Raw genomic sequence first — 12,452 nt, forward strand, 5'->3', positions numbered from 1 at the left:
AAAAACTACTTGAAAGTTATGACCTTCTAATAATAGATTTTAACTCTTATAAAACACTTTCTACTTCAGAAAAAAATGCATTGGAAAATGCTGTTACGGAAGATGGATTAGGAGTTTTTATTCAACCAGAGGCTTCCTTGTTTAGCTCTAATTCTGGATTGGCGAGATTCGATTTTTCACCAGATAAGAATATAGAACATTCTATTAAAGAAAGTATTAGCCTTAAAAAGTATCCCTTCTTATTTAAATCAGGCTCGAAACTTCAGTCAATTAAAACCTCTGAAAACAAAATTCTATCCGCCTTTAAAAGGTTTGGACGGGGGAAAGTTGGTACTAGTGTGTTGGAAAACACCTATGAATTGCTTCTATCCGGATATACATATGAGTATCAACAATTATGGACAAAACATATTAATGCTATCAGCAAGCGGGCAATTCCATTGGCGGAATGGACTTCGGCTTCTAAAATCGGAATTTTAGATGAACCTTTTCGTTTTCATGTACGAACTTTAGAGGAAGCCCCGTTAGTTTTAAACGATGAGAAAAGTATTATTCCCTTACGCCAGGATATAGATATTCCAGATGTCTGGAGTGGCATCACATTTCCTAAAAGTGTGGGTTGGCAACATCTGAGTTTACAACAGGACAGCACCTATGTATTTGATTATTATGTGACAGCATCTGAAAAATGGAAGACTTTAAGGGCTTATGCACAAATTCAAGCAAATAAAAGAAACTCAGGAACTCTATCTAACTTAAGTAAGAAAAATAGGAACCCAATTCCAATTAATCCCATCTATTTTTATTTGGTATTTTTATTAAGCATGGGTTACCTATGGTTAGAGCCAAAATTGAGAAGCTATTAATGAAGTTTGAGTAAATAGAATTGCAAAGTTTGCCCTATTTTCACTTTCTTTGGAAATAAGTTCAGCTTAAAAATCGCTAAAATTTAATCACCCTAAAATAATAGTATGTCTAAAACAACACTGAAAGTAAACAATAATGGATCTCTTAAAGTAACAGGAGATTTTGAAATTGTAGATAAAGAAGGAAATGTGTATGATCTTGCAGGAAGAGATGTGATCTCTCTTTGTAGATGTGGACTTTCACAAAACAAACCTTTTTGTGATGGGGCGCATAGAAACCATTTCGAGCATGATGCAGTAGCATTTGCTTTGCCACCTAAAAAACAATAGAATACTAAAGCAAAGTGTATTTTAAAATGCAGTGCCTAACGGTACTGCATTTTTGTTTATATATACTGAAGGATTTACCATTATCTATTTTCACTATTTAAGTTTTAATCACTTCTCTTTATAAAGATTCGCTACAAGTTCTTTCATTAAATATCTAATTAAAGCTAGATTTTGATAGAAATATTAATTAAAATTCAAATATAAGAGATTGTATTTCAGTTAATTAAGGAATTTCACCCATTTTATAAGCCTGATTATAAACCTATATTTAACTACCCTCACAACTTATGTTTCCACAGGAAATTTCAATAGTGATACGCTCTAAATATTTCTTTGATCTATATTATTTAACTGGATCCTAATTTCATAAGAATTAAAATAAAAATAAAGCTAATTATAACGCTGTTAATTATTAGTCTAGGATTTAATTGCCATGCACAAATTTTAGATAAGTTAAAGGAACGTGCCCAAGAAAAAGGACTGGAAACTAGGGAAGTATCTTATGACACAACCGCCAACGAAAAAAATAGGGTCATTGAGGTGGATGGAGAAGAATTGAGCATTAATTCTGCAAATGATTTCTTTAACACAGATGTAATAATGACCATGTTTGATGAAATTGGCAATTATATACAAACCCAGTTTTTTGATGCAGATGTCATTGCCATGAGAGTAGAATCTGGAACTCAGCTAAAGCCATTATATCTAGATAGTAAAGGCTTTATGTATGCCTTTAATGAAAAAGATGGACATTACGAAAAAGCCTCGATTGTTCCTTCCAGTTCTATGGGTTTTATGATGGCAGGAATGATACCACAGGCTTATAAACTGCCCAGAACCCTATCTTGAAGCATTTTCGGCTCTACAAGAATTAGATATTTCCATTAGCTATTTGGTGCTTGAACTAGCCTTTATTTATAAACCCTATCATTTTTCTGAAAATGATTATTACGTTCCTGAAAAAGTTCTCTGTAATGGTGCTCATACTTGCATGCGATTTAATTATAATGATTCTAATTATGAAGGCAGTTACATCGAGTTTGATGAAACAGGAAGGCTAACGGAACTATTTATAAACGCAATAAAACCAGCAATTGGAGAAGAATCCTCTTCGGGAAAATTTGTATATACCTATGAGAATTGTAGTGTAAAACTCCCGGATGCAGTAGAACAGTCTATGATCCCCGGACCATTGGGGAAAATGCTAAATCTAGAAAGAGGATTAGAACCTTGGAAACACAATAAAAAAGACAAACAAAAATAATATAATTATATCTACACTTTTATAAACCATAATATTCAAAAGATGAAAGCCAAATATATTCTTTTCTTTATTTTCTGTTTATCTATCGGCCAAATTGGGGAGGCACAGATATTAAAAAAAATAAAAAAGAAAGCTGAACATGCCGCCGAACGTACAATTCTGAAACGAACCGATGAAACGGTTACCAAAAAGACTGATAAAACGATTGATGGCGTTGCTAGTGGTAGTGATAAAAAATCAGATTCAACTTCCTTAGCCAACCAGCAGAAGAAATCTTCAATTCCCCAAAATAACGCTACAATGAATTCTAAAGGCCAGGATGCGGGGCAACTCCCAGATCAGTACGAATTTAATTGGGAGGTTAAAACAATACTAACTTCTAATAAAAATCAAACGGCAGAATTCAATTATCTGATTAATGATAATATTACAGATTACTTTGGATTGGAAATGTCGAGTGAAGAATTAAAAGGACAGGGGAAGATGTACATGGTTATGGACCATAAACTGAAAAAGAATATCATGTTTATGGACATGAATGGACAAAAAATGGGGCAAATTTATAAAATGCAGGAATTCAAAGAGAATAAGAATAAAGCAGATATTAGCTTTAAAGAAATTGGAACTAAGGAAATTCTTGGATACACTTGTTATGGCATTGAAGTAGAAGACCCAACTTATAAAGGCCAAATATATTTCACTTTAGATGCGCCAATTAGTTTTAGTGCACTTTTTGCAATGGCCAACAATAAAAGTGCTCCAAAGGGTTTCGATCCAGCTTTATTACAAGTATTAAAAAAAGATGCTTTAATGATGGAAATGACTATGACCAACAAATCTAAAAGCAAGGATAACTTTAACATGCGGGTAGTGAGTATAGAGCAGAAGAAAATGAATTTATCTAAAAACGATTATCAATTTATGAAAATGGGCATTTGAGTATTCAAAAATTTAAGTAGAAGATTTTTTCTTAATCGAATAATAGATTTTAATTATTTTAAACTAGGTAAGAAATAAGGATAAAAATTGATTAGCCTTATTTGAAATTGAATTGAAAATTAACCAAAATATAATTTGTTTATGAAGAAGCAAATAAAAGAAACTTGGAAAATTTAAGAACTGTCTATAAAGTTTTTTGAATTCTATTTTTAATCATTTCTAAATTCTTCAACTTTTTAGGCTCACGGTGTTGCTTGCAGTAAGTGGTGTGATAGTGATGCTTAGACATAAAATTATATTGGATCTCATTCCAACTATCCTCGCTTAAATCCGGCTGATAGTGCAATAACTCTTGATATAACTTTTCACTCCACTCCAAAAAGTCATCGGTACCAAGATATTCCAAATCGGCATCTGCGAGTATACAAGCTAAATGAGATGTAGGTTTTTGAGGAATTTCGGTAGCTTTCATCATCTCGCAAATTTGTTCGATCTCTTCCGGTTTCAAACCGAAATCCTTTAATTCCCTTGTAGCAATAATGCAGCTTAATTCTTCATGTTTTTCTCTATCTATAATAAAACCAATATCATGATAAAGTGCTGCAATTTTTAACAGAAACAGTTCATGTTCCCCGATTTTCTCTTTTTCGGCGATATAAATCACCTTATCTAAAACGTACTGTGTATGTTCTAAACAGTGATACTGCAACCAAGAAGGTAAGTTGTTTTCCAGATTGGAAATCACTTTTTGATAAATAGGAAGAAACTTGTCCATTAAATGAATCTTTTGTTGTGCGTTTCAATCTTTCTATAACCAAGATATAGAATAGAAACTGTGTACGCAATAAGCCGATTTCTAAAGCTCCGTTTAATGAGTGGTTGAAATCAACTTAAACTGAAGGGTACAGATTTCGAATTTATTATCAAAACATAAGAAATCTTCTTCTAATGTAACTAAATTAGTACAATAACTACTTTTTAAATTGTTTTAATTCAGTTGATTAGCCTTTATAAAGGGTAATTATATGTAAAATGATGTAATAAAATTATTTCATCATTTTAAACTTGTAGGATTTTAAACATAGAAAATGTGCAATTAAAAGCTTTTTATAGCTGTTTACCGAAAATCTCTTTTTTCATGTTTATAACTTCACTACCTTGATCATCAGTAAGATTGAAAAGTGTAATAAATAATATTTTTTAATCTCTGCTGAAATTTTAAAAATAGCTACCTGTTTTATACTTATAGGTGGTTTAGAGAATAACTTCTCCACATTATTACTGATGCTATTATAGTATTGGAGGCATATAATTTTCCTTCAAATTCTAAGAACTTTAAAACCAGCTTTTTAATATTTCTTAGAAACTGATTTCACTTCAGGATATTTTTTTTTAGATGAAAGCAAAACGATATTTTTTAGTTCCACTAACAATTTTATTCAGCATTTGGCAAGGTTTTGCTCAAAATCCAACTATTGCAGATAGTTTAAAAAATAGCTTTTTCTCTAAATCCGGGAATCAAACAGATTTGGAAATGTTATCAAAAATAGCCGAAAATGAAGTAGACCCAGATAGTATAACTAAATATTCCAGATTATTAATTTCTCGTGCTAGAGCGATTGGTGATGATCATAAAGTTTATAGTGGCTATCGAAAATTAGGTTATGGATTACGCCTTAAAGGTAATCTTAAGCAAGCTCTAGAGGTGTTTTTTAAAAGTCTGGATTATGCTAACAGTTTAAAGGATAAGGACGCAATTCCAGCTATCAATATTGAGATTGCGAACATATATTCTTTAATTGGAAACACTGCTAATGCAGATTTATATTATAATAAGGGAATAGCGGAATTTCGAAATGGAAAGGATTCTGCACAATTGGGTGGCGCACTCTTTAATGCCGGGGACGAGTATTTACGCGTAGGAAATTTGGAAAAAGCTGAGAAATTCACCAGAGAAGCTGGGCTTATTTTTGAAAATGTAGACTATCCTTTGGGCCAGGCCTATAGCCTGGGAAATCTGGGAAGAATTAATGCTAAATTAGGTAAGGATGACTTAGCAGAAGAAAACTTGAATACGGCCATCGACTTACTTCAAGAATTAAATGCTTACAATGCTATTGCAGAATTCCTAGTTTCTCTTGCCGATGTATATACAGAAAAAGGAGATACAAAAAAAAGCTTTTCAATACGCTACCAAAAGTTTAGAGCTCTCTACCAAATATGGCTTTAAAAATTACATAGCCGACGCCAATAGGAAACTTTCAGAACTTAATGAACAAGCAGGAGACACTGCGAAAGCATTTTTATATTATAAAGATTATATCTCATATCGTGATAGCGTTAGGAATTTAGAATCTGTAAGCGAAATGGCAAATTTGCGCACCAATTTCGAGATCTCGCAAAAGCAAACAGAAGTAGATCTATTAAATCAGCAGAAAAGAAACCAACAAATCTTAGTGATTGGAGTTTTAGTAGCACTATTTCTTTTAATGCTACTTGCGTTTGGATTGTATAGACGCAACAATTTTATAAGACGTACCAATTTAATTATAGAAAAAGAAAAGAATAGGTCTGAGCATTTGTTGCGAAATATTCTCCCGGAAGAAACAGCTCAGGAGTTGATGAAAACCGGAAAGGTACAAGCAAAAAGGTTTGATGAAGTAAGTGTTTTGTTTACAGATTTTGAAGGCTTCACGCAGTATTCTGAGAGTCTATCTCCGGAAGAGCTGGTTAAGAGCGTAGATTTCTATTTTTCAGAATTTGATAAGATTATAGAAAAACACGGACTGGAAAAAATAAAAACCATTGGCGATTCTTATATGTGTGCCGCAGGAGTTCCATTCCCTATGAAAGACCACGCCATCAACATGATTTATGCCGCATTGGAAATTTTAGAGTTTGTAGAAGAAGCAAAAAAGAATACGCTGGGTATTGGAGCCCATTTTGAGATTAGGATAGGCATTAATAGTGGGCCGTTAATCGCAGGAGTAGTGGGAAGTAAAAAATTTGCTTATGATATTTGGGGAGATTCTGTGAATATGGCTTCCCGTATGGAGTCTTGTTCAGAAGGAGGGAAAATTAATATCTCCGAACATACTTTTCAATTGGTAAAGGGCCATTTTTCTTGTAAAGAGCGCGGGGAGATAGAGGTTAAAAACAAAGGTTTAGTACCAATGTACTTTGTAGAAAACAACAAGGATTTTGTTTCTAACTAAACTAATGTGGAATCTAGATTAATAAGCTACTAATTTTGAATACAATTTTACAACTGAAACCAACCAAACTTTAATATTATGAAAACAAGTACACTATTAAAAAGAACAATGAGAACAGCTAGTTTTTTAATCATGCTGCTAATTTTACTATCATTTAAAGCTGAGGAACCAAGATTAAATAATTATTCAGAGAACTTTAAGGAGCTTACAGTGAATGCTAAACAACTAAATACGTTGACGAGACCTATTAGAAAGAATATTAATCAAGAGCTGGTAGCAAAAGATGCAGATGTTCTATTAGAAATAGATACAGAAGATATAAATGAAAGTAATTTAGATAGCAAAGTAGTTTTTATAAATATTGTAGATGGTGTTAGAATTAATTCAGGAAGTCCGAAAGAATTTTTAACTAAAGTTGAAAAGAATATAAAAGTTTTTTGGGAGGGAGTTCCAAAAGAAAGCTCTAGTAATGCTACAATCGATATTCTTGATATCAGAAGGAAATCAAATCAAAATAACAATGCAAAAATTTTAAAGTTTAGTACTAAGCAGAAAAAGGGTAAAAAAGTGGAAATAAAAGTTAAAAACAAAAAAATCACAGGTGAGGAATATTATGAAGTTCAGTTTCGAATAATTTACGAAGATAACAGTACTAAAACTTTCTGGGTAGATCCTAAATTAGAAATGAAGATTTAAATTAAAGCATAATTTAATATGCTTATAAAAATTTAAGATGAATGCAAACGACTGTTTCTAGTTGTTTGCAACTCATTTCTATTTATTATTTTTCAGTAATTTTTTCGACCACAGCGAGAAATCTTTATACTTGAGATTTCTCAGTCGCTTAAAAACGCTTCATAGGATGATAGTTGTTGTTGTTGTTGTTGTTGTTACGAAGCTTCCACGGCTGCCAAATTTAAGCTCTTGTTTTTAGTTACTTTTAAGAAGGACCTTATTAGTAACCAGTAATAAAGAAGTGAAATTAAAATGTTGGAACTGAATTCTGCCCAATCACCTGTGGTTAGCGTAGTGAAAAAGTTACTAATAGTATTTGGCGCTAAGTTTATTATAAGTTTATTTAAAATGAGTAGTACAGTTAAAACTACAGCGATTCTTATGGAATGAACAAATGAAAGCGAGAAATATCGTTTCAGAAAATCCTTATTATCTGCGTTACTGTTTATTTTGAAAATTTTAGCAAGTCCAAAAATTGTGATGACAAGTCCTATAAGGAAATCAGCCAAGCTCCACCATTTACTGCTAAAATCATCTGGTATATTACTATAAATGACTATGGATACGATGATCAAAAATGTAAGTAAATAATGATATCCTGTCTCTTCAGAAATTTTGTTGTTGATTAATTTTTCTTCAAGAGATTTAATATTAAACCAGATCATATTTTAATTGTCTAAGTTGATTATTTATATTTTTCTTGTCATTTTAAAAAGTTTCAAAGAATTTTATACGTCTTACAAATTGTTATCTCATCGTAAGAATTAATGTATTTCTTAAGCACGAAGACTTTAATAAAAAGGCATGTAGTTAGCTGAATTAATTTTGTCTAGGGATTTCAATTGTAAAATGAAACCGCAACTTATAGGGGAGAAGCTGGTTTTTAAGAAACACCAGGCAGTAAAGCTAAAAAAATAGTTGATTTTCGCTAGGCTTAGATTCAATTATTTTTTAAAAAAGAAAATTCTACGTAAAAACGTACTTCCATAAAAAGAGTAAATAAAGAAAAGGTATTACACAATTGTTTATTCAAGGTGTAAACCAAAAGTGCGGGAACCAGTTATCTTTCCCAATAATCTGGCGTAGATCCTAAAAGTAACTTTTGGACACCGAGATCGTTGGAAGGTAAATAGATATGCTTAGATTTTGAAAAGAAGTGGCTCGTTTAGAACCTTAATTTTTGGATGTGCAACTTCAAGGATGCACATCCAAAAATGGATAATAGCTGTTAACTTACCCCTGGGATTTCAATCATTTTACCTTTCTTGGATTCTCCTAGAACGGTAACTTCTTTATTTTTACGATACTCTTCTATTGCAAGGATTAATTGTTCCTTGGTATCTCTGCGAATTTTTATAGCTGTTCGTTGGTTCTTATTGCGAACTTCAATATAAAATCCGTCTCTTAAATCTTTTGGCTTTGTGGAAGGTCTTCCCATATTTATTATTTCTAAAGGTACACTTAGTGTAGCTTAAAGGGTTAATGGATCAAAATATAATAAAAAATTGTCGAAATATACACATTAAATATGATTATTTCCCAATACAGAAATTAGCAAAGATATTACCTAAAAGGTCATCATTAGTAATTTCTCCAGTTATTTCTCCAAAATGATACAAAGCTTGGCGAATATCTATCGCCATTAAGTCTCCGGAAAGCTTATTATTCAAGCCTTGTTGCACCTTGTTTATTTCTTCTAACGCACTTAGAAGCGCATTGTAATGTCTACTATTGGTTACAATAGTATTGTTGTTTCTTAATTCTCCGGTATTTACAAATTCCAATAACTTTTGTTGTAATTCTTCTACCCCAAGTCCTGTTCTTGCTGAAAGTAAAAGGTATTGAGATTTTTCTACCCCACTTGAGATCTGCTGTAATTCTTGCTTTAAATTCTCTTGTGCAGTCGCATCTAATATGTCTACTTTATTTACAATAACTAACAAAGGTTTTTGAGGAAATTGATTGTGGATTTTTGCAATCTCTATTTTAATTCTATTTGGAAAAGTAGCATCAGCCTGAACTTGTTCCTTAGAGTTTTGAGATGCGGAATCAAGCTCAGCAGGACTAAGTTTTGAAATGTCGAACAAATATATTACTACTTGTGCCTGACTTATCTTCTCGAAGGTTTTTTTAATACCCAATCCTTCAATAATATCTTCGGTTTCTCTAATTCCCGCGGTATCTATAAACCTAAAACCAATTCCACCAATACTTATTTCATCTTCTATAGTATCTCTGGTAGTCCCTGCAATATCCGAAACAATTGCTCTTTCTTCATTTAGCAAAGAATTAAGCAACGTAGATTTACCAACATTGGGTTCACCGACAATTGCTACAGGAATACCATTTTTCAGCACATTTCCAACAGCAAAAGAATCTATCAGCTTCTTTAAAACTTGTTGGATACGGGTTACTAAATTCTGAAATTCATCTCTATTGGCGAACTCTACATCTTCTTCAGCAAAATCCAGTTCCAATTCTATCAACGAAGCAAAATTGAGCAACTCTTGGCGAAGTTTCTGAATTTCATTAGAAAATCCTCCTCGCATTTGTTGCATCGCCATTTGATGAGAGGCAGCATTTTCAGAAGAAATAAGATCTGCTACGGCTTCCGCTTGACTAAGATCCATTTTACCATTTAAGAAAGCTCTTAAAGTAAATTCACCGGCCTCTGCAGAGCGACAACCTTTCCTAATTAACAATTGAATGATCTCCTGCTGTATATATTGGCTGCCATGGCAAGAAATTTCTATGGTATGCTCTCCCGTATAACTCTTCGGTCCATGAAATATAGACACTAAAGCTTCGTCTATTATACGTTTTTCATCTATGATATTTCCCAAATGGAGGGTATGTGTGGCTTGTTCCCTTAAATCTTTCTTACTTTTAGATACAAATAAAGGTGCTACAATTTCTATGGCCTGTGGCCCAGAAATACGTATTACAGCAATGGCTCCAGCACCGGAGGGAGTAGCTAAGGCTACAATAGTATCATTTAAAATCATGCGGCAAAGATACTAAAGAAAAGAGAGTTTACTAAATTGTAGGCTTGTAACATAATTAAGAAAAGTGATACCTATAAAGTACATCATCAATCAAACAAACATCATGAGAGAAGACAATCAATTATTAGTATTAACACATTTAAGTCAGTTATTAGATCTAGTTACCGGAATAGGGGGATTTGTAGTGCCTTTGGTAATCTGGCTCACCCAGAAAGATAAGGTTTTCGGGATGGATGCTCATGGGAAAATGATTCTTAATTTTCAGATTAGTATTTTCATTTATTCCATTATCTGTATCCCGTTGATCTTTTTATTTGGCTTGGGGGTTATTTTATTGATAGGAATTGCGATAGTAGCTATAGTATTCCCAATCTTGAATGCTATAAAAGTGAGTAATGGGGAGATCCCGAACTATCCTCTTTCAATTGAATTTATAAAGTAAGTAAATTATGAAGATTACTATTTTAGCCATTTTACTTTTATAGGGAGTGAGAAATATGCTAATTATTTTTAAAGAATTTCGAAGCATTGGAGTTGTAATTCTTAATTGTTAATTTTTTGTGTTAAATTGATAAGGAATTTCAAATTTCTTATTTTTCATCCCTATAGTTACCAAATTCCCCCTTTTATTTTGAATATTTAATGACATGACTATAGAGCGGGGGGGGATTATTATTTATTTTATTTTCAGTTCATTTGTAGGATTTTCTCAGTTAGGTTTTTCTGGAGAAGCTACTGCTCGTGGGTTAGTTTCTTCTGAAGAAATGTTGCCTTTCTGGTTCTACTCAAATCAAAGAGGTCGAGTGAATAATAGTGCCAATGTGGCTTTATGGTTAACCGCCAGAGAAAACTGGCTAATCAATCGGGATTTTAATATTGAGATTGGTGGAGGTGTTTTATATCAAGACACAGCTGAGAACCAAGTTGATTTAGATGAATTATACGTTCAGTATAAAAATTATTGGTTGAGAGTAATAGGCGGTATTAAACATTACGATGAATTGTATGAGGGGCTTAGTGGTACAAATGGTAATATGCTGTGGTCGTTAAATGCAAGGCTAATGCCGGGATTTCAAATAAATACTTTAAGGCCAATTTATTTTCTATTTAATAATCGTTTGGGATTTTCTGGAACTTGGAGCGAATTTTTAATAGGAAAGGAGCGTTTTGTAAAAAATACGAGACTTCACAAAAAGAGCCTTTATTTAAATTACAGGTCTAAGAATGGGTTGAAGATTGCACTCGGGCTCGAACATTTTGTGCAATGGGCTGGGGATTCTCCAGATACAATAATAGGTCGTCAACCAGGAGGTTTAAAAGATTACTTGAAGATTATAACCGGACAAGGTGGAAGCGAAAATGCTTTTGAAGGAGAGCAATCTAATGCGTTAGGTAATCATTTGGGCAGTTATGAACTGCGCATAACTCAAAAATTCAAAAATGCAGAATTGGAATTTATGTATAGCCACCCATTCGAGGATGGCTCGGGAATGCTTTATTATAATTTTGAAGATGGAAGATACGGGTTATATGCAAATCTCAATGAGAATGAAGAAAAACAGCCATGGGTAGATAAGTTGTTGTATGAATTTTATTATACCAAAAATCAAAGTCATAATAGAACTCCATTTAAGCATGTTTGGGATAATTATTTCAATAATGGCATTTATCGATCTGGATGGACTTACGAAAATATAATCATTGGATTACCATTCTTTACCCTGAACAACTATGGAAGTGACTATCCTATTATTGGAAATAACAGGGTGATCATTCATCATTTTGGTGCCAATGGGTTTTTAATGAACCGATTTAATTACAAGTTATTGGTTAGTTATAGAAACAATAATGGGCATGCTAGAAGTAAAGGAGATTTTGATTGGGTTAAAATCCCGGAAGATGATCCTTCGGGAAAATACAAGCTTTCTCATGAAATAACTTCTACCTATTTAGATGTGAATCTATTGAATTCATTCCTGAACATAAATCTGCAACTGGGTGCAGACCTTTCATCTGAGGATAGTAATTTAGGAGTGGGTCTTAAATTCAATAAAACGTTTTGAATTAGTATTTCCTATGAGAAATTAGAATAAAAAAA

14 protein-coding genes are annotated in these 12,452 nt (G+C 32.7%); 10 read left to right on the forward strand and 4 right to left on the reverse strand.

Annotated features, from left to right (window positions below; translation table 11 throughout):
* From ON07_RS16520 to ON07_RS04560, 5 genes are all read left to right on the forward strand, one after another.
* The coding region (locus ON07_RS16520; protein ID WP_010228547.1) for a hypothetical protein at positions 1 to 866 on the forward strand (866 nt) is incomplete at its 5' end.
* A 105-nt stretch (positions 867 to 971) separates the two neighbouring features.
* Positions 972 to 1,196, forward strand: coding sequence for a CDGSH iron-sulfur domain-containing protein (locus ON07_RS04545; RefSeq protein WP_010228548.1), 225 nt, complete (start codon positions 972 to 974; stop codon positions 1,194 to 1,196).
* Between the two features lie 540 nt (positions 1,197 to 1,736).
* Complete coding sequence (locus tag ON07_RS04550) at positions 1,737 to 2,045, forward strand: hypothetical protein (RefSeq protein ID WP_010228550.1); 309 nt, start codon at positions 1,737 to 1,739, stop codon at positions 2,043 to 2,045.
* Positions 2,046 to 2,091: 46 nt separating this feature from the next.
* Positions 2,092 to 2,460 carry a hypothetical protein gene (locus ON07_RS04555; protein WP_155807139.1) on the forward strand — a complete coding sequence of 123 codons (369 nt, stop codon included), beginning with the start codon at positions 2,092 to 2,094 and terminating at the stop codon, positions 2,458 to 2,460.
* Positions 2,461 to 2,502: 42 nt separating this feature from the next.
* Positions 2,503 to 3,399 carry a DUF4412 domain-containing protein gene (locus ON07_RS04560; protein WP_010228554.1) on the forward strand — a complete coding sequence of 299 codons (897 nt, stop codon included), beginning with the start codon at positions 2,503 to 2,505 and terminating at the stop codon, positions 3,397 to 3,399.
* A 184-nt stretch (positions 3,400 to 3,583) separates the two neighbouring features.
* On the opposite strand, the gene ON07_RS04565 is transcribed toward ON07_RS04560, so the two are convergent.
* Positions 3,584 to 4,174: an HD domain-containing protein gene (locus tag ON07_RS04565; protein WP_010228557.1), complete on the reverse strand. Its 591-nt coding sequence runs from the start codon at positions 4,172 to 4,174 to the stop codon at positions 3,584 to 3,586.
* 621 nt (positions 4,175 to 4,795) lie between these two features.
* Here ON07_RS04565 and ON07_RS15870 point away from each other — a divergent pair.
* From ON07_RS15870 to ON07_RS04575, 3 genes are all read left to right on the forward strand, one after another.
* Positions 4,796 to 5,629: a tetratricopeptide repeat protein gene (locus tag ON07_RS15870; RefSeq protein WP_010228559.1), complete on the forward strand. Its 834-nt coding sequence runs from the start codon at positions 4,796 to 4,798 to the stop codon at positions 5,627 to 5,629.
* On the forward strand, positions 5,544 to 6,614 hold the full coding sequence (locus tag ON07_RS15875) for an adenylate/guanylate cyclase domain-containing protein (protein ID WP_010228560.1): 1,071 nt from the start codon (positions 5,544 to 5,546) through the stop codon (positions 6,612 to 6,614). Before ON07_RS15870 ends, ON07_RS15875 begins: the two co-directional genes overlap by 86 nt.
* Positions 6,615 to 6,692: 78 nt before the next feature.
* Complete coding sequence (locus tag ON07_RS04575; RefSeq protein ID WP_010228562.1) at positions 6,693 to 7,310, forward strand: hypothetical protein; 618 nt, start codon at positions 6,693 to 6,695, stop codon at positions 7,308 to 7,310.
* A 194-nt stretch (positions 7,311 to 7,504) separates the two neighbouring features.
* On the opposite strand, the gene ON07_RS04580 is transcribed toward ON07_RS04575, so the two are convergent.
* The 3 genes from ON07_RS04580 to mnmE all read right to left on the reverse strand — a co-directional run bounded on the left by ON07_RS04580 (position 7,505) and on the right by mnmE (position 10,354).
* Complete coding sequence (locus tag ON07_RS04580) at positions 7,505 to 8,014, reverse strand: hypothetical protein (protein ID WP_010228564.1); 510 nt, start codon at positions 8,012 to 8,014, stop codon at positions 7,505 to 7,507.
* 563 nt (positions 8,015 to 8,577) lie between these two features.
* A complete protein-coding gene (locus ON07_RS04585) occupies positions 8,578 to 8,787 on the reverse strand; it encodes a hypothetical protein (protein WP_010228566.1) in 210 nt (69 codons plus the stop codon).
* Between the two features lie 94 nt (positions 8,788 to 8,881).
* Positions 8,882 to 10,354, reverse strand: coding sequence for a tRNA uridine-5-carboxymethylaminomethyl(34) synthesis GTPase MnmE (mnmE, locus tag ON07_RS04590; protein WP_010228569.1), 1,473 nt, complete (start codon positions 10,352 to 10,354; stop codon positions 8,882 to 8,884).
* A 103-nt stretch (positions 10,355 to 10,457) separates the two neighbouring features.
* Here mnmE and ON07_RS04595 point away from each other — a divergent pair, with 103 nt between their 5' ends.
* Both ON07_RS04595 and ON07_RS04600 read left to right on the forward strand, forming a co-directional pair.
* A complete protein-coding gene (locus ON07_RS04595; RefSeq protein WP_010228571.1) occupies positions 10,458 to 10,796 on the forward strand; it encodes a DUF4870 domain-containing protein in 339 nt (112 codons plus the stop codon).
* A 205-nt stretch (positions 10,797 to 11,001) separates the two neighbouring features.
* Positions 11,002 to 12,417, forward strand: coding sequence for a capsule assembly Wzi family protein (locus ON07_RS04600; protein ID WP_010228573.1), 1,416 nt, complete (start codon positions 11,002 to 11,004; stop codon positions 12,415 to 12,417).
* Positions 12,418 to 12,452: the final 35 nt, after the last annotated feature.

Origin of the sequence: Gillisia marina (assembly GCF_000258765.1) — a bacterium.
In the GTDB taxonomy this organism is placed as follows: Bacteria; Bacteroidota; Bacteroidia; order Flavobacteriales; family Flavobacteriaceae; genus Gillisia; species Gillisia marina.